The organism is Paenibacillus faecis (assembly GCF_008084145.1).
GTDB lineage: Bacteria > Bacillota > Bacilli > Paenibacillales > Paenibacillaceae > Fontibacillus > Fontibacillus faecis.
Genome location: NZ_VSDO01000003.1, coordinates 943345 through 964539, shown reverse-complemented (window position 1 = coordinate 964539; position 21195 = coordinate 943345). Strand labels below are relative to the sequence as shown.

The window sequence follows — 21195 nt, the reverse complement described above, 5'->3', positions numbered from 1 at the left end:
CCGCGTTAATGCGGGGGCTTTTCCCTGTGTTTTCGCCTCTAAATCTTGCTAAATAGCCATTGCCAAAATATACTTGCCTTTGTTACAATAGCAACAGCACAATTCAGTAACGATTTTGTAATTATTTTTGTCACCTTGGCAGGAGAACTGTGTCGGGTGTCGAATATGTAAGTAAATCGGATGTATACTACAGCCGAATTCCCTTGACGGGGAACGGGGGAACCACTTTGGGTGAATTGATCTCGCAAGAGAGGGATCATAGGGGGCCTTCAACCGAATCCTTAAGCTAACCTCGTAGGCATTGGAAGGAGCATTTTCTTGAAGAAACAGTTGACCGCAGCAGCAGTAAGTCTTGCCATTCTTTTCTCCGTTGGCACTGGCAGCGCTTTCGCCGATTCCACATTGGACGGCGTCATCGACAAAGCCTTGGGAACGGAATATGCTTCCGGCGGCACTACAACGGCCGGCTTCGATTGTTCCGGATTTACCATGTACGTCTTTTCGAAGATCGGCATTAAACTGCCGCATCAATCCGGCGCCCAATACAAGATGGGTACGGCCGTAGAGAAGGAAAACCTGATTGCCGGCGATCTCGTATTCTTCAACACATCCGGTAAAGGCGTTTCTCATGTCGGCGTTTATGTCGGCGATGGCAAGTTTGCCCATGCTTCTTCTTCCAAAGGCGTAATTATCAGCAAATTAAGCGAGAAGTATTATGTACAACGTTATGTCGGGGCGAAACGGATTCTGAGTACCGACAAGTACGAGGAAGTTACCAGCGAACCCACAGATCACGACGATGTAGAATAATTACGACAAGCCCGCAGCGATTCACCCGAATCGAGGACTGCGGGTTTTTTCATGGTTGTTTTGCATAGCCCGCTTAGGAGAAATTACCCGCCTCTCCTTGTCATAAACGGGACGATCGGCTTAAAATAACCGGCAGCCTTAGAATGACTTGCCAAAGCAAGACAGGCTTGGTACAATAACCAAAGTAAATAGTAACAACTTTGTAAACAATGTTCGCCACGTCACAACTTTGGGTGCATCAACTAGATCAGCCGAATTCCCGGCACCCGGGAAACGGGGGAACCATTTTGGGTGAATTGATTACCGATACATAGGGATCATAGGGAACCTTCAACCGAATCCTCAAGCTAACCTCGCAGGCCTTGGAAGGAGAACTTTTACAGCATGAGAAAGACATTTGCAGCAGCAGCGACGAGTTTGGCGATTTTGTTCACCTTAGGGACGGGGAGTGTATCCGCCGCAGATACGAAATTGAACAGCGTTGTGAAGTCCGTATACGGGACGCCTTATAAATACGGGGGGGTTACCACGAACGGATTCGACTGTTCCGGATTTACCAGATACGTGTTCAAGCAAATGGGCGTCAAGCTGGCCCGCGTCTCTTCGGCCCAATACAAGCAAGGCACTCCTGTCGCCAAAAGCCAGTTGAAGCCGGGGGATCTCGTATTCTTCAATACTTTGGGCAAGAATAAAGTATCCCACGTCGGCATTTACATCGGTGACGGAAAATTCGCGCACGCTTCTTCATCCAAAGGAATCCGTACCGATCAATTAAACAGCAGTTACTATAAGTCCAAATATGTCGGGGCCAAAAGAATTCTCAGCAAAACCGGTTACTCCACGTATGCTGAATCTTGATCCCGTTGCTTAATTTGAGGCGCTCATTTCAACATTGCTGACACCGCAGTGGTTCTTGCCGGAACCGCTGCGTTTTTTTTTCGCTATATACCATATAACGAAAGTCCGTTCAAAAAGGTTTCTGAAAATGGCCTTTCCGCCAAAATTTATTTTTTTTCGTTTGCCGCTTTCTCTCCCATACCCACTCTCCAAATCTTCCCATACTCCTCATTACCCCGCTGACGGAGGACGAAACACCTAGGTTCCTCCTATCTTTACAAGCAAACCATTTCCCGTTAGAGTGATGTTAAATAGAAATTTCAAATCGATGGAGAGACACACCCGATATTCATTTCCCATTGTTTAAGGAGGCGCAAACATGGAAAAACCCGTCACCACTTTCCGGATCGTTCCCATGGAGGAAAGCCACGGCGCGGCTATCTGTACCTGGAAATACGATTCCCCATACGATATTTACAGCTGGCTCCCCTGGGAACAAATGAAAGCGCTCGACGTGGAGTTTGGGAACCCGGCCTTAAGAGCGCAGCAGTATGTCTCTTTGTTGACCCCGGATGACGAACTCGCCGGGTTTGCCCAATATTTCCCGATGGAGGGGGTTACACGGCTCGGCATCGGGATGCGGCCCGATTTATGCGGCCAGGGACTGGGTAAAAGCTTTGTGCTGACGATCGTGGAGGAAGCACAGCGGCGCAAACCGCAGGATGTCATCGACCTGGAGGTTCTGACCTGGAATACCCGGGCGATTCGGGCCTATCAAAAGGCCGGGTTCGTCATTACCGATTTGTACGAGAAAATGACTCCCGGCGGAATTTCCAAACCTTACTACTGCATGGTTTACAAAGGCGCCCCAACCTCACCTTAGCCCTTTGATAAAACGCGTCTATGATAAATAGCACATCATTTTGGGAAATATACAAAAAAGAGGAGTAATTCGTTACTTTTTTTGACACAAACGCTATGATCAATGAGCCTGTTCCGCTATAATGGAAGGGGTAACTTACATAGGAGGGACGATCGGAATGCAGAAGTGGATCATGAGCGGATTACTCGTCGTGGCTTGCGCCTTCGCAGCCGTGTTAATGTTTACATTGCCCGGCCGGGAACAGGTTGCTCAGGAAGAGAAACCGCAAATGCCTGAAATCACGTTAAATGCGGAACAAGCCGAAGCTGTTATAAAGGCGAACTGCATTAGCTGTCATGGAGATCAATTGCAAGGCGGAGCCGGTCCGAACCTGCAAAAAGTAGGTGCCGAGCTGTCTGCGGACCAATTGTTCGGGACCATCACCAAAGGTAAGGGCATGATGCCTTCCTTCAAGGATAAATTGAAGGAAGAGGAGATCGCCAACGTCGCGATGTATCTTTCCGAGAAGAAATAACGCATACAACAACACGCCCGCCGGGCCTGAGTTCAGGTTTCCGGCGGGCGCTTCTCTCTGCGGCCTCGGGTTGGCTTCGCTTCCTGCGTCCGTTTCTAGCCAGCGGAGCGGGCCTTCTCGAAGGCTTCATTATATTGCTGCGCTTCCTTGATATCCACGGCGGTGATGCCGCCTTCCTCCCAGGAGGTCAGCCGGAGCGTCACCGTTTTGTAATCGATGGTTATAAAAGGGTGATGGTTAAACGCTTCCGAAATGGCGGCAACCTCGTCCACAAAGGCGATCCCTTTCATAAAGTTGGAAAAGGTGTATTTCCGGACGATCCAGCGCCCCTCCTCCAATTCCCAACCTTCCAGCTTTTCCAAATGCGCCTCTACTTCTTGCGGTGTAAACGGCATTGTTCTTCCTCCCCGTTTCCTTAAACTTCCCTGTATGTAATCCTGCAGTTAAGGATTCGATTCATCGTTTCCGGTCCGGGTCCGGCACGAGCATCCGTTTATTGTATTCCCGAGGTCGGCTGTTCATGCGCGGACGAGCATTTCCGGATTAACCCGCTGCCTGGCTGGCAGCGTCAGCGTGTGAATTCCTTTAAGTCTTTATTTTACCATGCTCCCGGACAATATTCCAAAAAGTCGCCACCCGTTGTCAGATCAAAGCTACGGAGGTCAACTCGTCCTCTCCGATCAAGAGGTTGATTCGGTGGTTGTCCGCATCGTGGATGACCACGGCGCTGCCGACGTTAATCACAGGCTCGGTTCCCAGCGCAAAGAATAAATCTTCCGCCAAAGCCTCCTGTACCTCATAACGCTCATCGCCGGAAAGTCCTTCCCACTCCGCGGCCTCCATTTCAAAAAATTCATAGCTATCCGGAATACGCCCAACGGCTTCCGTCAAATCTGCCAAAATTTGTTCATAATCTCTACCGTGCTTTACTCCCACCGCCAAATGGCTCCCTTCCTAGAGTCTAATACAGACTGTATTCTCATTATACCGGAAAAAACACCTTAAAAAAAAAGGGAATTCTGTCGATAAAAAAGATAAACCGTTTTTCGGCCAAGGTTGTAATGTCTCCAGCAAGGATGCGGGTGACAGAAAAATGGAAACAATTATCTCAAGGACGAGGTGTGCAATGGAAATTTCAACGATTATTGGACTTATTCTCGGTTTCGTGGCGCTTATTTTAGGGATGTTCCTGAAAGGTGCACCTATTGAAAGCTTGGTCTCGAACCCTGCGGCCTTTGTCATTATCTTTGTAGGGACGGCAGCAACGCTGTTTGTGGCGTTTCCGCTCTCGGACATCAAGAAATTCCCCGTGTTGCTCAAACTCACAGTGTCCAAGCCCAAAATGATCAGCAAGGCTGAGTTGATTACCCTGTTTATGGAATGGGCGACCATTACCCGCCGTGAAGGTCTGCTTGCCTTGGAAGCCAAGGTGGAGGAAATTGAAGATGATTTTTTACGCGGCGGGATGCGGATGATCATCGACGGTAACGATCAGGATTTCGTTCAAGACGTCCTTACGGAAGATATCGCAGCCACCGAAGAACGCCATAAAGCGGGAGCCCAAATCTTCTCGCAGGCGGGGATGTACGCGCCTACTCTCGGGGTACTCGGGGCGGTTGTCGGCTTGATCGCCGCTTTGTCCGATATGAGCGATATCGCGAAATTGTCCCACGCCATTTCCGGGGCTTTTATCGCAACGGTTTTCGGTATTTTCACAGGTTATGTGATGTGGCACCCGATCGCCAATAAACTGAAGCGTCTTTCAAAGAAAGAGATGGAAGTTCGGCTGATGATGGTGGAAGGCTTGCTTTCCATTCAATCCGGCGTATCTACAATTGCGATTCAACAAAAGCTGGCCGTCTTCTTAACCCCTGCTGAACGTGCGCAAATTTTAGAAAAGGGGGCGGGTGAAGGTGAGCAAAAAGAATAAGAAGCACCAGGAACATGAGGAGCATTCGGACGAGAGCTGGCTGCTGCCTTATTCGGACTTGATGACCCTTCTGCTCGCGTTATTTATCGTTCTGTTCGGCATGAGTACCGTAGACGCCAAGAAGTTTCAGGAAATGAGCGAAGCTTTTCAAAGCGTGCTTACCGGCGGTGCCGGAGTCCTGGATCAAACCGCGCTGGAGAGCAATACCAAGACCTCCCCGGATCCGGAAGATGTCTCGAAGACCGACAACCTGATGAAGCAGAAGAAGGAATTGATGCGAAAAGAGACGGAGAACCTGGAGGCGTTAAAGAAACAGCTCGATAACTACATCAAGAATAACGGCCTTACGACACAGTTGGATACCAAACTGAATCAGTCCCAACTGATGATAACGATCAGCGACAACGCCCTTTTCCCTTCAGGGGAAGCGCAAGTGAAGCCGGACGCCCGCGCCTTGGCCAAGGCGATTTCAAATATGCTGCAAAAATTCCCTGATTATGAAGTCATTGTATCGGGACACACCGATAACGTTCCGATTTCAAATCATGAGTTCGCGTCCAACTGGGACCTCAGCTCCGTTCGGGCTTTGAATTTTATGAAAATTCTGCTGCTTAACGAAAACCTGGATCCGAAGAAATTCAGCGCGATCGGTTACGGCGAGTATCATCCTGTAGCCAGCAACGATACGAACGTGGGCCGGGCCCAGAACCGGCGGGTCGAGGTTTCGATTATCCGGAAATACCAGGACGGGGATCAACAAATCGGCATGCCGGCGACCCACGAGCCATAACCGGATTAACCTCGGCATACAGCACTGTAGAAACAACGGAAAGGCTGCCCGTTTGGGCAGCCTTTTTTTGTCCGTAAACGTCGTTGTCGTTGTTTAAGTAAGCTCGTAATTCAAGGCCTGCCCGAGTTCCCGCTTTTCCTGCGGAGTCAGCTCACGCCAGGTTCCCAGTTTCTGATCGCCCAGATGAATATTCATGATGCGAATGCGCCGCAGCTTCCTCACTTCATAGCCCAGGGCGCTGCACATCCGGCGAATCTGCCGGTTCTTGCCCTCCGTCAGAATAATCCGGAACACCCGATCCGTCACCCGGGTGATCTGACAAGGCAGCGTCATTTCGCCCAGAATTTTAACCCCTTCTCCCATCGCCTTCAAAAAGGAAGGAGTCATCGGTTTATCCACCGTTACGATATATTCCTTCTCATGTTTTCCTTCGGCTCGCAAAATCTTATTCACAATATCTCCGTCACTGGTCAGAAGAATCAATCCTTCGGAATCCTTGTCCAGGCGGCCGATCGGAAAAATCCGCTCCGGATGCCCGACGAAATCCACGATATTTCCCCGGACATGGCTTTCCGTGGTGCTTGTAATTCCCGGCGGTTTGTTCAGAGCGATATACACATGGCGGTTCCGTTTCTGCTGAATCGGCTTCCCGTCAATCCGGACATCGTCGCCTTCTTCCGCCTGACTGCCGAGCATGGCCGTCTGACCGTTGATGGTCACCTTGCCGGCTTCGATCAGCTTGTCCGCTTCCCGCCGGGAGCAGTACCCTGTCTCACTGATAAATTTATTAATTCTCACGCCTAGTCACCTTTCACGCTAAACTCTGCTTTCCGTCCTCGTCCGTATCGGACCTGGCCTCGGTACTTGGAAGAATGATGGTCACGCAGGTTCCTTTGCCAAGCTCGCTTTCGATCCGCATCGAACCTCGATGCCCTTCAATGATTCGCTGAGTGACCATCAGCCCGAGACCGGTTCCCTTTTCCTTATTCGTATAGAACGGCTCACCCAGCTTCTCCAGCCGCTCCTTGGAGATCCCTTCCCCTTCATCGGTTACCCGGATGATCGCGGCCCCGCTTTCTTCCGCAAGCTGCAGCCGGATGGTTCCGCCGGCCGGCATGGCCTCCATCGCATTTTTCAAAATATTGATAAACACCTGCTTCAGTTGGTTCTCTTCACAGTGTACCAGAACAGGAGACGACGAGAAATGGGGCTGGAACTCAATATTATGTAAATGCGCCTCGCTATCCAGGAGTGATATCACATCGCCCAACGTAAACCGTACGTCCCTCACCTCAAACTGAACGGCCTGCGGTTTGGCGAGAATCAGAAACTCGCTCACAATCAAATTGATCCGGTCAAGCTCGGACAGCATAATATCGGTATGCATTTGATTAATCGACTTGGTCCGCTGCTGCATCTGAAGAAATCCCCGCAACGTGGTGAGGGGATTGCGAATTTCATGAGCCACTCCAGCCGCCAACTGGCCGACTGTGGTTAGTTTCTCCGATCGGCGGAGCAGCTCCTCCATTTTATTATGCTCGGTCATATCTCGGGTGATGCTAATGTAAGCCATAATCCGACCGTGCTCGTCATAAATCGGAGACTCGCTGATGCTGACATGGACCTCGCTCCCATCCTTGCGCAGCCGTACCGTCTCCGTCAGAACGAAGGGTTTCCCGCGGCGGGTCTCTTTGGACCATCTCTCCCCTTCGCTTAACAGAATCGGGGGAATAAAGTCCGGTTTGGTCCCGACGATTTCCTCGCTGGTCCACCCGAATAATTCTTCAAAGGCCGAGTTCACTCGGAGCACCCTGCCCTCCAAATCGATGACATGAATCGCATCGGCGGTCTGGTTGATAATCGATTCCAAGTGTTCCTTCATCAAGCGGTTTTCTTCGCTCTTTTCCTTTAAAACGGTCATGTAATGGCCCAAACTGTCCGCCATCGTATCGATTTGGCCGGCAAGCTGTCCGAGCTCATCTTTCCGATTCAGGCGTATACGCGCATCGAAATCGCCGGAGGAGAGCCGGCCCACCCTCCCCAACATATCCTGAATAGGCCGGATCAACTGACCCGCCAATACATTGCTGGCGATTATCACAATGACCAGCAGCACAATGGATACCGAAACCTGGCTAACCATATGTTTGTAAATGACCGAAGAAATCGGCTGGTAGCTGGAGATAATGCGGATGACATAAGCCTCCTGATAGTGCCGCTGAATCGGAATATAGCTCTCCAGCACCTTCCTGCCGTTGATTTCGGTTTCATGAAGCAGGTTGGTGCCTTTAAGCAGCGCATCTCGCGCCATATCGCCAACATTCGGGTCTTTTCGATAATTGTAGGTTCCAAAAAGCAAAGACGGCTTCTGACCGCTGCTCCCCGGCTGTAGACCCGAAATCTCAAGCAAGTGCCGGTTGGCTCGCAAAGATTCCTGAGTGATTCGTTCCGGACTCGTCATTCTTAGGGTTTCATCGACAAAATCCCGGCTGGTCTGCGGGTCGATCATATTCTTCACGTATTCATAAACCGAGCGGCTCTGCTCTACAGCCAAAGCGATTTGTTTGGCGGTCAGCAGCATATTCGCTTCGCTGTCTCTGCGTAGATTATCCTGGGTCGTTAAATAGCTGAGTATAATATTAATAGAAAGCAAGGTTACGGTAAAAGCCGTCATAATGAGGGCGAGTTTGGTTTTAATCGTCAAAAGAATCTTCCCCCCTCAGGCGGACAATGGAGATAATTGGCACATGCTGTTGCTATCCCCATCATACCTGTAACGACAAGATTTGCAAAGACGTTGAATTTCCCAGATGATTTCCCTACAATAAGAAAAAATACCTACTCATCCTGTGCATATCCTTTTTATAAATCAGGAAGTTGTCCACATATTATAAACATATAAACATCGTCATAGTAGGATATGTGAATAAGATTGGGGATAAACCCTGGGTTATACACAGGTTTGTCCACAACATGTTAAGAACGAATGCTTGTTCGCTGAACAAAATATGTCGAATGACGTTGAAGGAGCTGAATTGATTACATGCCGCTTCCGTGGATTCCGGAGCCTCCCCCATCGACACAGCCTCATGAGTACTGGATGGAGCAGGCGATTCAAGAGGCGTACAAAGCCGAAACGCTCGGGGAAGTCCCGATCGGCGCCATTATCGTATACGGCGACGAAATTATCGGCCGGGGCTACAATTTAAGAGAGAGCACGCATGACGGCACCGCTCACGCCGAAATGATCGCCATTCGGCAGGCCAGCCGGAACCTAAAGGCGTGGCGGCTTTTGCACTGTCGGCTGTACGTCACCCTTGAGCCCTGTCCCATGTGCGCCGGGGCGATCGTCCAGAGCCGGGTGCCTATGGTCGTCTACGGGGCCCCCGATCCGAAGGCGGGTTGCGCGGGGACGCTGATGAACCTGCTCCAGGAACCCCGGTTCAATCACCGGACCGAATTGGTCTCCGGTGTGCTGGAGGAAGAGTGCGGCTCGCTGCTGCGCGATTTTTTCCGGAAGCTCCGGAAAAAGCCGGCTAACGGCGAACCTTCGCCCTGAGTACGAGCCGGTTATCAACATAAAAAACCTTGCGAATCATATGATTCGCAAGGTTTTTTTGCGTTAGCCGCACAGATCGGATTAATAACCCATGCCGCCCATTTCCTGTTCCAATTGATCCAGCGTAATCGTGTCCTTTGGAATTCCGATCGAGAATGCAGCCTTCTCGTTGATTTTGCTGAACGTGCTCTTCGCCTGCAGCGCCAGCTTCACCTTCATCTGGGATTCTGGATCGTTGATTTCCAAATCCATGGTCATATCGGTATGCGATGGATAGTCCTTCTTGTCAATCGCCGTATTGACTACGAACTTGTTGACCTTCAGGTGCTTTTGCATTTCATCCAGCGCTTTGCCGAGCTCGGCTTGATCGCCTTCCTTCAGCGCCTTCTTCGCTTCCTCGATATCTTCAGGCTTCAAATCGAACATAGCGCGGTACTCTTCTTTGCCCACGATATCCAGCACTTTCGGAAGCGCGTTATTGATCAGAATCGTGATCGCTTCCTTCACGTTGTCGTTGTTGACGCTGAACTGCACGACTTGCTTGGCGTTAAATCCTTCAGGCAGTTCCACTTCCTTCGGATCCACGTTCTTGAAGTATTTCGCCGAATCATACTCGGCCAATACCGCGCTGGAGATTTCACCCGCCAGCTTCTGCGTCTTATCCGCGTTAAAGAGGTCCGGATTGAATTCCTCGCCGCTTTGTTCCGCCAGTTCCTTCAGGTCCAGCTCCAGGAATTTCCCTACGATGTTCTCCGGCATCGGGAGGAACGGGATGCTTGGGATTTTGACATACATCTTTTCCTTCGTCATCACAAAAGGTACCGTGATCGTCGTTGTCATATCGCCGGTCAATTTAACTTCCAGAGTAGCTTCCGTTTGCATCGGATCCTTCTGGTAAATCTGGTTCACGTTAATTTCGGCGTTCTTCAACATCGAGAATACGGCGCCCATTTCCGCTGCTTGGGAAGAGGACCCGTCGAACGTCAAATCCAAAATTTTAATTTGATTGTTAAGAACATAAGAGTCCATCTTCAGCGCCTGAATCGCTGCACTTCCGAGCGCTTCCTTCGGTTCTTTTTTGGCGTTGCAGCCGGACAGCACCAGAACGACCGACATCAACAACACCAAAGCCGACACGTAAAACTTCCTAGACATTAATAACCCCTCTCCGTCATGTAAAGCTGACTATAAAAAAAATCAAAACTACCATTATCATAAACCATTTTCGTTTCAGCGGAAATACATTTTCAAAAATTTAGTGAATGGATTTCTTCTTAAAACGTCCGCCTTTTACGTCATGGATATTTCCTACGGCCAAAAATGCATTTTCGTCATAATGATTCACGATTTCCTTCAGCTTGGCTTCTTCCAAACGTGTGACTACGCAAAAAATCACTTTCTTCGGGTCCCCGGTAAACCCGCCTTCCCCCGACAAATAAGTGACGCCCCGGCCGAGCCGGCTAACAATGGCTGCCCCGATTTCATCGATTTGATCGCTGATAATCCAGACCGATTTCGATTCGTTCAAACCGTCCACTACGATGTCTATCGTTTTAAAAGCGATGTAATACGCCAGCAAGGAGAACAGCGCCCGTTCCCAGCTAAACACAAAACCTGCGCTAAGAAGAATGAAAAAGTTGAAAAACATAATGATCTCGCCTACGGAAAATGGGGACTTCCGGGAAATAAGAATCGCCACAATTTCCGTCCCGTCCAAGGATCCGCCGAAACGGATCACAATGCCCGTACCGAGTCCAAGCAGAATTCCGCCAAAGACAAAGGCCAGCAAGGTATCTTGCACAAAAGCTTCTACGGGATGCAGCAACGCGGTTCCGACCGACATGACCGTAATCCCTACCAACGTGGAGATTGCAAAAGTTTTGCCGATTTGTTTGTAGCCGATAATAAGAAAGGGAAGATTGAAGAGGAAAAGGAAGATACCTAAGGGTAATTCCGTCAAATAAGAGGACATAACAGAGATGCCGGTAATGCCACCGTCAGTAATCTTGTTCGGGACGAGAAATAGTTCCAGCGCAACGGAGACCAGGATGGCTCCCACTATAATAAAGAAAAATCGAAGCACCAGGCTTCCTACGGTCCTTTGCTTATGCTGCCGAGGAGCCGCCCCCGCGTTCGCGTCAGGGGTGGGGATGTTGTTCATTTCTACCAAGTTCAAACGCATCACGTTCCTTTCAAAAAGTATAGTTTTTCTCCATCTCTCCATTTCCTTGAAATCGGCACATTTTATGACGCCTCTATATCTATTATGACATTTTATGAGCTTATTGTCTTGCTAAAATTCCAAATTGGCATGAAAAACCCCGGCGCGAGGCCGGGGGTAAGACACGCTTAGCGGTGTCCGCTTCCTTCAGGGTTTCTGCTGCCGCCCTGCTGGCGCATTTTTACTTTTTTCGAGCCGGAAAGCGGCTCAGGACCGCCATGCCCGCGCTCCCTATGGTTGCTCGTATCGGGCTGAGTTCCGGGCGTGGTGTAGGTTTGCGGCTTCGTCACGGATGATTTCCCCCTTTGCAAGGTAAATTGAAGTTCATCCGTTAACTTGCTTCTCCAGAGGATGCTTTATACAAGGCGGCAGCACTTGCCAAAATATAAAAAGGAGACGATCTTCATCGCCTCCATGGTTTCATTCGTATTCAGATCATAATAATAAACTGGCGGAGAGGATGGGATTCGAACCCATGTGGGCTTGCACCCTAACGGTTTTCAAGACCGCCCCGTTATGACCGCTTCGGTACCTCTCCAAATCAGAATCTGATTCGCGTAACAAATCAGATTCTATCATATCCCCATGCGGAGATCAAGTCATTTCCGCTTGGCAATAACCTGCAGATTACCCATATAAGGACGAAGCGCTTCCGGCACTTCCACACTGCCGTCCTCAAGCTGGTAATTCTCCAGAATGGCCGCCACGGTACGTCCCACGGCAAGTCCCGATCCGTTCAGCGTATGTACGAACTCCGGCTTGGCCTTCGGCTCGGGGCGGAAGCGGATGTTGGCCCGGCGGGCCTGGAAGTCCTCCACGTTCGAGCAGGACGAGATTTCCCGGTATACGCCGCTCTCCGGCAGCCAGACCTCAAGGTCATACGTCTTCGCGGACGTAAAGCCCATATCGCCGGTGCACAGCGTCAATACCCGGTACGGCAGGTTCAAAAGCTGAAGCACCCGCTCCGCGTTTGCCGTCATCTTTTCCAATTCCTCGTAAGAGTGATCCGGGTGCACGATCTTGATCATTTCCACTTTATTGAACTGATGCTGGCGAATGAGCCCGCGCGTATCGCGGCCCGCCGCGCCGGCTTCCGAACGGAAGCAAGAGCTGTACGCCACGTAGTTGCGAGGCAGGTCCTCCGCGCTTAAGATTTCGTCCCGATGGTAGTTCGTCACCGGCACTTCCGCCGTCGGAATCAGGTAATAATCGTTCTCCGTCAGTTTGAACAGATCCTCTTCGAATTTCGGCAGCTGTCCGGTTCCATACAAGCTGTCTCGATTCACTATGTAGGGTGGGAGCATTTCCTCGTAACCATGCTCATTGCTGTGCAGATCCATCATAAAGTTGATCAAGGCGCGCTCCAGACGAGCTCCAAGTCCTTTGTAAAAAGTAAACCGCGAACCCGCCACTTTGGCGCCCGCTTCAAAATCCAGGATCCCCAGGTCCGCCGCGATATCCCAATGCGCTTTCGGGGTAAAACCGAAGTTTCTCGGTTCGCTCCAGCGGCGAATCTCCACATTTTCCTCTTCCGACGCCCCCACGGGAACACTGCTGTGCGGGATATTCGGAATGCTCATCGTCAATTCGTCGATCTTGGCCTCAAGCTCACGCACTTCGTCGTCCAGCTGCTTGATCCGGTCGCCAACCTCGCGCATTTCCACGATCAGCTCGTCCGCGTTCTCCTTGTTCTTCTTACGCTGGGCGACTTCGGCCGATACGGTGTTGCGGCGGTTTTTGAGCGCCTCGCTCTCCTGCAGAAGCTCCCGGCGTTTCTCGTCCAGCTCAGGGAAGCCGGCGATCAGGTCCAGCGATTTCCCCCGGTTTTTCAGAGCCTCTTCGACGCGTGCAAAATCGTTTCGCAATATTTTAACATCCAACATGGGTAGTCCCTCCTAGATTCTTCCCGTCACAGCCGTACCGACTCCATCACCTGAACAGACCGCCGGGACCGCCGAAAAACGTAACCTTTAATAAACGTAACCTCTAATTTAAAAAGAAAAACAACCTCGACCCTTTGAAAAAAGAGTCAAGGTAGATCATGGGCCTAAACCGCTCCCGCTTTACTCTTGATCATCTCTAGAAAATAGGCATGCAACGAGCAGTCGTCCGTGAGCTCCGGGTGGAAAGAAGATACCAGCAGGTGGCCTTGGCGCGCCGTCACGATTTCTTCCTTGTATGTGGACAAAACATCGACCTGATCGCCCACCGCCGTGATTAATGGCGCCCGGATAAAGACCGCCCGCAGCGGTTGGGTCAGGCCTTTTACGTCCAAATCCGTCTCAAAGCTCTCCCGCTGCCGTCCGAACGCATTCCGGGATACTTGGATATCCATCAGGGCGAGATGCGGTTCCTCGCCGCCCTCAATCTCCTTGGCCATGACGATAAGCCCGGCGCAGGTGCCGAACACCGGATGGCCTTGGGCTGCAAATGCGCGGATCGCCTCAATAAACCCATACTTGCGCATGAGTTTGCCGATCGTCGTACTCTCCCCGCCGGGAATGATCAGTCCATCCAGCTCCGAGAGCTGCTCGGGGAGCTTTACGGCAACCCCCTCCGCTCCCGCACGCTCTATACTGCGAATATGCTCCGCTACTGCGCCCTGCAAGGCTAATACGCCAACTTTCATGGTCTAACCTTCTTTCTTCTTCGCCGGGCAACCCCGATTCTCCTTCTTACCAGCCGCGATCCGACATCCGTTCCGCCGCCGACAGCTTCGAAATTTCGATCCCCTTCATCGGCGTGCCCAGGTTTTTGGAGACTTCGGCGATCAATTTATAATCCGTATAATGGGTCGTCGCTTCCACGATAGCACGGGCAAATTTCTCGGGGTTATCCGATTTGAAAATCCCCGATCCGACAAACACCCCGTCTGCGCCCAAATGCATCATCAGAGCCGCATCCGCCGGGGTGGCTACACCGCCCGCCGCGAAGTTAACCACCGGCAGCTTGCCGTTCTCATGAACTTCCAGCAGCAAATCGTAGGCAACACCCAAATTTTTCGCTTCGGCATACAGTTCATCTTTGGACATATTCTGTACCTTGCGGATTTGGCTGTTGATCAAACGCATATGACGCACGGCTTCGACGATATTGCCGGTTCCCGGCTCGCCCTTGGTCCGGATCATGGAAGCTCCCTCGCTGATCCGGCGCAGCGCTTCGCCCAGGTCTTTGGCTCCGCAGACAAAAGGAACCGTAAAATCGCGTTTATCGATATGGAATACCTCATCGGCCGGAGTCAGCACTTCACTCTCGTCCAGGTAGTCTACCCCAAGGGATTCCAGAACTTTCGCTTCGACATAGTGGCCGATTCGGGCTTTCGCCATGACCGGAATGGAAACGACTTTCATGACCTCTTCGATAATGGTAGGGTCGGCCATGCGGGCAACGCCGCCTGCGGCACGAATATCGGAAGGAACTCGTTCCAGAGCCATTACGGCAGTAGCGCCGGCCGCTTCGGCGATTTTCGCCTGCTCCGCGTTCATGACGTCCATAATCACGCCGCCTTTTTGCATCTCAGCCATGCCTCGTTTTACTCGCGATGTTCCTGTTTCCATGTCCATGCCTCCCGATAATAATCTAACTTGATATTTTACAATAGTCGCCTGAAATATACAACATATCCACTCGGAATAAGGAAGACTAGAACAGGTTCTTGATTCCGTTGAACAAATCGCTGAAGAAATCCCCGATCGCCCGCATCAGCAGCTTGAACCAGCCCGCCTTTTCCACATCCTGTGCGGTAATGAGGTTGACGGTCTTCTCCAGCGTCTGGTTCATGCCGTCAGGCTTGAAGGAGTACGTGACCGTGCCTACCTTGGTCCCCTGTTTCAACGGTGCGGTCAGCGTTTCGTTGGACAGCGTTACCTTGGCCTGTACTTTGCTGGTATCCGTCCCTTTTGGAATCACGAAGCTCACGGCTTGATCGCTAACGACTGGTACGGAGGTGTTCTTCGCCTTCTTCACCGTAACGGTTTCCGTTCCCGGCACCGTCGCTTTTGGAGCGATGATTTGTTTCGTTTCGAAGTTGTTGAAGCCGTAATCCAGCACCTTGCGGGTCTCGACGAAGCGGGCCGATTCGGAGGAGGTTCCCATAACGACGCTGATCAACCGCACCCCGTTACGCTCGGCCGTTCCCGTAAAACAGTTCCCGGCATTCGAAGTATGTCCCGTTTTCAGGCCGTCCAGCCCTTCATAAGCGTACTTCTTGAAGTTGGTTACATTCTTGTTCGCCTCCAGCATCCAGTTGTAGTTTACAATCGGGGCTTTGTCCCTTTCCCGGAATTTATGCGTTTGAATGGACGTAAACCGGGCAAAATCGGGATGATCGGTGACGATGTACTTGGCCAGGATCGCCGCATCCATCGCCGACATCACCGTTTCCTGATTCCCGGGCGTCTTGTATTTCTCGGGCATATCCGCGATATCCAAGCCTGTGGAGTTGGCAAAATGGGTATTCTTCATCCCCATGCGTTTCGCTTCATCATTCATCATTTTGACAAAAGCCTGCTCCGAACCGGCTACATGCTCCGCCAGAGCGACGGTGGCGTCATTGGCCGAGCCGACGGCCATGGCGATATACAATTCCTCCATGGTATGTTGATCCCCTTCGGCCAAAAAAATCCGGGAACCGATCGTCTCAGACGCATTTTCTCCAACGGTTACCATTTCGTCCCATTTAAACTTCCCTTGCTTGACCAAATCGGCCACGATGTATTCCGTCATCATTTTGGTCATGCTCGCGGGAGGCAGAGCCTGATCCCCGTTGATGTTCAACAACACCTGGCCGGATACCGGTTCCAGCAGCACCGCCGATTTCACTTGCAACTGCAGAGACTCCGGAGATGGAATTTGCACGGCTCCGCTCTGCTGCGATGCAGGTTTCGTAGATGTCGTCGTAGATCCCGTTTGGGATTGGGTTTGGTTTTGTTCGCCCTCCGCCAAGGCTAACGTTGGGGCTAGCGAGAAGCAAAGCATATTAAACAACAGAACGGACGCCACGCCTTTGCGGACAATATTCCGTCTGGATTTCGTTTTATGAAGGGGGGGTTGTTTCAGTTTCAATGTTCTTAAAGCTCCTCTCTCGTAAATCTATCTAGTCTATCAATCCAAGGTTCCAGTATGCATAGTTACTCGTTGAATTGCTTTATCTATTCTATCACAGGCCCTAGCGCAAAAAAAGACAAGCAGGGCGATTTCCGCCCTGCCTGCAAGTGGTATATGTTGGCTCCCACGCTGTTTACAGCGAGTAGTTCGGAGCCTCTTTCGTGATTTGAACGTCATGCGGATGGCTTTCGCGCAGGCCGGCTCCGGTGATACGCACAAACTGCGTATCGTTCCGCAGCTCGTCCAAAGTCTTCGTGCCGCAATAACCCATGCCTGAGCGGAGACCGCCGATCAATTGAGTGACCGTGTCGGCCAAAGGTCCTTTGTATGCCACGCGGCCTTCGATGCCTTCCGGTACGAGCTTCTTGTCGTCGTCCTGGAAATAACGGTCCTTGCTGCCCTGTTTCATCGCCGCCAGGGAGCCCATGCCTCTGTACACTTTGTAGCGGCGGCCTTGGTAGATTTCCGAATCCCCAGGGCTCTCTTCCGTCCCCGCAAAAAGACTGCCCAGCATCACGGCATGCGCCCCTGCGGCGATCGCCTTGGTGATCTCGCCGGAGTATTTAATCCCGCCGTCCGCGATGATCGGCACGCCGTATTCACGGGCTACCGTCGCGCAGTCGTAGATCGCGGTGATTTGCGGTACACCGATGCCGGCGATGACGCGGGTCGTACAGATCGATCCCGGTCCGATGCCGACCTTGACCACGGAAGCGCCGGCTTCGATCAGCGCCCGGGTGGCTTCCCCGGTGGCCACATTGCCCGCGATGATCGTCAGGTCCGGATAACGCTTGCGCAGCTCGGCTACCGCATCGATGATATTGATATGGTGCCCGTGCGCGGAATCGACGGTAATCACGTCAACGCCGGCTTTGACCAATGCCTCGGTCCGCTCAAATGTATCCTTCGAGATCCCTACGGCAGCGCCGACCAACAGTCTGCCCTGCGCATCCTTGGCCGCGTTCGGGAATTGAATCGCTTTTTCGATATCCTTAATGGTGATAAGGCCCTTCAGGACATTGTTCTCATCGACCAAAGGCAGTTTCTCGATCTTATGCTTCTGCAGAAGCACTTCGGCCTCCTGCAGCGTCGTACCAACCGGTGCGGTAACCAGGTTGTCGCGGGTCATGACCTCGCTGATCTTGATGCTGTAGTCATGCACAAACCGCAAATCGCGGTTCGTCAAAATCCCGATCAATTTATGCTCGTCGTCCACGATCGGCACCCCGGAAATCCGGAATTTGCCCATCACCGCTTCCGCATCGGAAACCAGATGGTCCGCCGTAAGTGAGAAAGGATTGGTGATTACGCCGCTTTCCGAGCGTTTCACCCGATCCACTTCCTCGGCTTGCTGCTCGATAGGCATATTCTTATGGATCATTCCGATGCCGCCTTCCCGTGCCATCGCGATCGCCATGGCCGCCTCCGTCACCGTATCCATCCCTGCGCTGATCAGCGGAATATTGAGCTTCACCTTATCGCTCAATTTCGTGGCCACACTCACCTCTTTAGGCAATACTTCCGACTTGCGAGGAACCAGCAATACATCGTCGAATGTAAGGCCTTCCTTCTCAAATTTTCTTTCCCACACCTTAGGTTTTCCTCCTTGTTTTTTAATCGGGTCCGGTCTTGTTTTCCTTATAAAATCAACGCCGAATCTCACTTACAAAAATATATTATTGCCATCTTAGCAAAGGCCCTATAGGCTGTCAAGGACAAGTGGATCGATTGACTCGAAGGCTTTCTACCGTATACGGGTGTCCATCTAGGGTGCACAATATCGCTTATTTTTAGTAATCAAAAAACGCCGCTGTTCATTTGCTGAACAACGACGCTTTTAAGTTTCCCTTATGAAGCGCTCTTCGCGCTGGTGATCACTTTATCGATAATCCCGTAGTCCTTGGCCTCTTCCGCGCTCATAAAATAATCCCGATCCATATCCCGGGCGATCCGCTCGATCGGTTGTCCCGTACGTTCCGCGGCAATTTCATTGAGCCGCTCCCGAATGCGAAGAATCCGCCGCGCGCTGATCTCGATATCGCTGGCCTGCCCCTGAGCACCGCCGTGCGGCTGGTGAATCATAATTTCGCTGTTCGGGAGAGCAAACCGTTTTCCCTTCGTTCCCGACAGCAGAAGGATCGCCGCAAACGAAGCCGCAAATCCCGAGCAGATGGTCTGCACATCGGGTTTGATGTACTGCATCGTATCGTAGATGGCGAAGCCGGCGGAGGTGGAGCCTCCCGGACTGTTGATATAAAAGTAAATATCCTTCTCCGGATCCTCCGCGGCCAACAGCAGCATTTGGGCGGTAATACTGTTCGCCACTTGATCGTCTATGGCCGATCCCAGGAATACGATCCGGTCTTTCAACAAACGGGAGTAAATATCATAGGAACGTTCGCCGTGACCGGTCTGTTCGATAACATACGGGATTATCATATTGCTCATTTTGCACACCTCCATAAAATTAAGCCGCTATTGCCCGGCAGTTTATTCCTTGATCCATCGTCGCATTATCAATCCGGTGTGCACGTTGCGGTGCCCCATTGTTTGACCGCAGAACGGAAACCACCGCTTCCTTCGGTACGCCATCATTCATCAACATCACTATGGCGGCCGTATTTTGTTGGCGGAATGCTTCCAGGTAAGCGTATGTCATGAGCGCATCCGCTTCGGATTTCGAACCGTCGGCCGTCTTCCTCAGCTTCGCCCTGGCCCGGTGAAGGGCGGCTTTAATCGCCCCTTCGGAGGACTTCGTCAATTCCGCCGCCTCCGCGGCGGTATATTTCAGCACATCCACCAACAAAAGAGCCGTACGTTGTCCCGGCGCCAGCTGCTGCACCAGCGTTTCCATGGCCATCCACACTTCCATTGGATCCGAGTTTGGATGCTGCAACTCCTCCAGGGGCTGCTGCACCAACGAAAGAGACTTTTTCCGGTTCCGATCAATCCACGCATTACGGGCAATCTTGTACAGGTACGCACGGGTAATCCGGCCTTCATCAACACCTTTCTGCAGCGCGGACCAAACCTTTAGCCAAGTATCCTGAACCAGGTCATCACCTTCCCACGGAGAGCCTGCCAAAGCGCGGCAGTACTGCCGAAGAGCCTGGTGGTGCAGAACGATCCGATCCCTATATGTGTCAGAGTCTTTTACCGCCATCTCCAACGGTTTGACATCCGCCCGCTCTTTCCGCATGCCGGCACACCTCCTGAAGTTCTCTTTGAGTACTTATATATTCAACCTCACTGTTATAAACGAAAAAAAACCACTTGTAGATACGGTACGCTTTATAATTTTTAAAACCAACCGATGATGATATCGGTGAGTTGGAATGGGGGGAATCGCGCACTCACATGTGGGAATTCCTGCAAATGTGCAGGCTTTTTTGAGGAGATAGCCCCTGCTGAGCGAAATTCCTGCAAATCTGCAGGCTTTTTTGCTACCGGGGCCCGATTCGGCCGGACGGGCCGAAAATTCCTGCACTTTTGCATCTTTTTCTATTTTCAAAGCTAAAACGCTCGGAAATTCCTGCAGATTTGCAGGTATTTTAAATAGCATACTTATTGAGCATACAAAAAGAGCACTACCGCATCATACGGTAGTGCTCTTTCTCAGTTGCTTGGCGGCGTCCTACTCTCCCAGGACCCTTCGGTCCAAGTACCATCGGCGCTGGAGGGCTTAACGGTCGTGTTCGGGATGGGTACGCGTGGAACCCCTCCGCCATCGCCACCAAACATGATTTTTCGGAGCATCCGCTCCTCGAAATCGCTGCGAGAAAATATCAGCCCTTAGAAAAGGCGTGCAGCTTCATTCAGATGTTTGATCACCTGAAAACTGGATACGAAACAAATTTGCGAATTAGTTGTTTTTTGGATAAGCCCTCGACCGATTAGTACCTGTCAGCTCCATACATTGCTGCACTTCCACCTCAGGCCTATCAACCTCGTCGTCTTCAAGGGGTCTTACGAGTTGGGAAATCTCATCTTGAGGGGGGCTTCACGCTTAGATGCTTTCAGCGCTTATCCCGTCCGCACTTAGCTACCCAGCTGTGCTCCTGGCGGAACAACTGGTGCACCAGCGGTGCGTCCATCCCGGTCCTCTCGTACTAAGGACAGCTCCTCTCAAATTTCCTACGCCCACGACAGATAGGGACCGAACTGTCTCACGACGTTCTGAACCCAGCTCGCGTACCGCTTTAATGGGCGAACAGCCCAACCCTTGGGACCTACTTCAGCCCCAGGATGCGATGAGCCGACATCGAGGTGCCAAACCTCCCCGTCGATGTGGACTCTTGGGGGAGATAAGCCTGTTATCCCCAGGGTAGCTTTTATCCGTTGAGCGATGGCCCTTCCATGCGGTACCACCGGATCACTAAGCCCGACTTTCGTCCCTGCTCGACTTGTCAGTCTCGCAGTCAAGCTCCCTTTTGCCTTTGCACTCTGCGAATGATTTCCAACCATTCTGAGGGAACCTTGGGGCGCCTCCGTTACTCTTTAGGAGGCGACCGCCCCAGTCAAACTGCCCGCCTGACACTGTCCCCG

At 51.5% G+C, this 21195-nt stretch carries 21 protein-coding genes, 1 tRNA gene, 1 rRNA gene, 2 riboswitches and 1 other annotated feature (1 of these 26 only partly in view); of the genes, 7 read left to right on the top strand and 16 right to left on the bottom strand.

Translation table 11 applies throughout. From position 1 onward, the window contains the following. Positions 1-181: 181 nt before the first annotated feature. Positions 182-316, top strand: a riboswitch (cyclic di-AMP (ydaO/yuaA leader). 2 nt (positions 317-318) lie between these two features. The 4 genes from FRY98_RS17755 (at position 319) to FRY98_RS17740 (ending at position 3044) form a co-directional block, all read left to right on the top strand. Further along, positions 319-810, top strand: coding sequence for a C40 family peptidase (locus tag FRY98_RS17755; RefSeq protein WP_148454351.1), 492 nt, complete (start codon positions 319-321; stop codon positions 808-810). Between the two features lie 239 nt (positions 811-1049). After that, positions 1050-1187: riboswitch (cyclic di-AMP (ydaO/yuaA leader) on the top strand. A gap of 7 nt (positions 1188-1194) precedes the next feature. Continuing rightward, positions 1195-1668 (top strand): C40 family peptidase, encoded by a 474-nt coding sequence (locus FRY98_RS17750; protein ID WP_148454349.1) that lies wholly within the window; start codon positions 1195-1197, stop codon positions 1666-1668. A gap of 358 nt (positions 1669-2026) precedes the next feature. Further along, positions 2027-2530, top strand: coding sequence for a GNAT family N-acetyltransferase (locus FRY98_RS17745; protein WP_148454346.1), 504 nt, complete (start codon positions 2027-2029; stop codon positions 2528-2530). Positions 2531-2687: 157 nt separating this feature from the next. After that, complete coding sequence (locus FRY98_RS17740; RefSeq protein WP_148454344.1) at positions 2688-3044, top strand: c-type cytochrome; 357 nt, start codon at positions 2688-2690, stop codon at positions 3042-3044. Positions 3045-3139: 95 nt separating this feature from the next. Here the strand turns inward: FRY98_RS17740 and FRY98_RS17735 are convergent, their stop codons facing one another. Continuing rightward, entirely contained in the window at positions 3140-3439 is a 300-nt protein-coding gene (locus tag FRY98_RS17735; RefSeq protein ID WP_148454342.1) for a 4a-hydroxytetrahydrobiopterin dehydratase, read from the bottom strand. 247 nt (positions 3440-3686) lie between these two features. Then, positions 3687-3980, bottom strand: a complete 294-nt coding sequence (locus tag FRY98_RS17730) for a hypothetical protein (protein ID WP_148454340.1) — start codon at positions 3978-3980, stop codon at positions 3687-3689. Between the two features lie 190 nt (positions 3981-4170). Here FRY98_RS17730 and motA point away from each other — a divergent pair, with 190 nt between their 5' ends. Further along, entirely contained in the window at positions 4171-4974 is an 804-nt protein-coding gene (gene motA, locus FRY98_RS17725; RefSeq protein WP_148454338.1) for a flagellar motor stator protein MotA, read from the top strand. Next, the gene (motB, locus tag FRY98_RS17720; RefSeq protein WP_148454336.1) at positions 4958-5764 is read left to right on the top strand and encodes a flagellar motor protein MotB; all 807 of its coding nucleotides are present in this window, start codon (positions 4958-4960) and stop codon (positions 5762-5764) included. Before motA ends, motB begins: the two co-directional genes overlap by 17 nt. A 93-nt stretch (positions 5765-5857) precedes the next feature. Here the strand turns inward: motB and FRY98_RS17715 are convergent, their stop codons facing one another. Continuing rightward, positions 5858-6562 carry a pseudouridine synthase gene (locus FRY98_RS17715; protein WP_148454334.1) on the bottom strand — a complete coding sequence of 235 codons (705 nt, stop codon included), beginning with the start codon at positions 6560-6562 and terminating at the stop codon, positions 5858-5860. A 13-nt stretch (positions 6563-6575) separates the two neighbouring features. Beyond that, the gene (locus tag FRY98_RS17710; RefSeq protein ID WP_148454332.1) at positions 6576-8468 is read right to left on the bottom strand and encodes an ATP-binding protein; all 1893 of its coding nucleotides are present in this window, start codon (positions 8466-8468) and stop codon (positions 6576-6578) included. Positions 8469-8807: 339 nt separating this feature from the next. Here FRY98_RS17710 and tadA point away from each other — a divergent pair, with 339 nt between their 5' ends. Beyond that, the gene (tadA, locus tag FRY98_RS17705) at positions 8808-9323 is read left to right on the top strand and encodes a tRNA adenosine(34) deaminase TadA (protein WP_148454330.1); all 516 of its coding nucleotides are present in this window, start codon (positions 8808-8810) and stop codon (positions 9321-9323) included. Between the two features lie 81 nt (positions 9324-9404). Here the strand turns inward: tadA and FRY98_RS17700 are convergent, their stop codons facing one another. The 12 genes from FRY98_RS17700 to rrf form a co-directional block, all read right to left on the bottom strand. Then, complete coding sequence (locus FRY98_RS17700) at positions 9405-10478, bottom strand: DUF6612 family protein (RefSeq protein ID WP_148454328.1); 1074 nt, start codon at positions 10476-10478, stop codon at positions 9405-9407. Positions 10479-10578: 100 nt separating this feature from the next. Next, positions 10579-11484, bottom strand: a complete 906-nt coding sequence (locus FRY98_RS17695; protein ID WP_148454587.1) for a YitT family protein — start codon at positions 11482-11484, stop codon at positions 10579-10581. 188 nt (positions 11485-11672) lie between these two features. Next, positions 11673-11834 (bottom strand): small acid-soluble spore protein P, encoded by a 162-nt coding sequence (locus FRY98_RS17690; protein WP_148454325.1) that lies wholly within the window; start codon positions 11832-11834, stop codon positions 11673-11675. A gap of 159 nt (positions 11835-11993) precedes the next feature. After that, positions 11994-12082: transfer RNA gene (locus FRY98_RS17685), tRNA-Ser, on the bottom strand. Positions 12083-12143: 61 nt separating this feature from the next. Beyond that, on the bottom strand, positions 12144-13427 hold the full coding sequence (gene serS / locus FRY98_RS17680; protein WP_148454323.1) for a serine--tRNA ligase: 1284 nt from the start codon (positions 13425-13427) through the stop codon (positions 12144-12146). Positions 13428-13591: 164 nt separating this feature from the next. After that, positions 13592-14173 carry a pyridoxal 5'-phosphate synthase glutaminase subunit PdxT gene (gene pdxT / locus FRY98_RS17675; protein WP_148454321.1) on the bottom strand — a complete coding sequence of 194 codons (582 nt, stop codon included), beginning with the start codon at positions 14171-14173 and terminating at the stop codon, positions 13592-13594. Positions 14174-14219: 46 nt separating this feature from the next. Further along, a complete protein-coding gene (pdxS, locus tag FRY98_RS17670) occupies positions 14220-15101 on the bottom strand; it encodes a pyridoxal 5'-phosphate synthase lyase subunit PdxS (protein ID WP_148454319.1) in 882 nt (293 codons plus the stop codon). Positions 15102-15186: 85 nt separating this feature from the next. Continuing rightward, positions 15187-16608 carry a D-alanyl-D-alanine carboxypeptidase family protein gene (locus FRY98_RS17665; RefSeq protein ID WP_249043439.1) on the bottom strand — a complete coding sequence of 474 codons (1422 nt, stop codon included), beginning with the start codon at positions 16606-16608 and terminating at the stop codon, positions 15187-15189. A gap of 175 nt (positions 16609-16783) precedes the next feature. Continuing rightward, complete coding sequence (gene guaB, locus FRY98_RS17660; RefSeq protein ID WP_148454317.1) at positions 16784-18241, bottom strand: IMP dehydrogenase; 1458 nt, start codon at positions 18239-18241, stop codon at positions 16784-16786. Between the two features lie 257 nt (positions 18242-18498). Beyond that, entirely contained in the window at positions 18499-19098 is a 600-nt protein-coding gene (gene clpP, locus FRY98_RS17655; protein WP_148454315.1) for an ATP-dependent Clp endopeptidase proteolytic subunit ClpP, read from the bottom strand. 19 nt (positions 19099-19117) lie between these two features. After that, entirely contained in the window at positions 19118-19849 is a 732-nt protein-coding gene (locus tag FRY98_RS17650; RefSeq protein WP_148454313.1) for an RNA polymerase sigma factor, read from the bottom strand. A 422-nt stretch (positions 19850-20271) separates the two neighbouring features. Next, positions 20272-20388, bottom strand: a 5S ribosomal RNA gene (gene rrf, locus FRY98_RS17645). Between the two features lie 134 nt (positions 20389-20522). Then, positions 20523-21195 (bottom strand) — a sequence feature (most likely nonfunctional fraction of RNA operon); it runs 197 nt beyond the window's last position.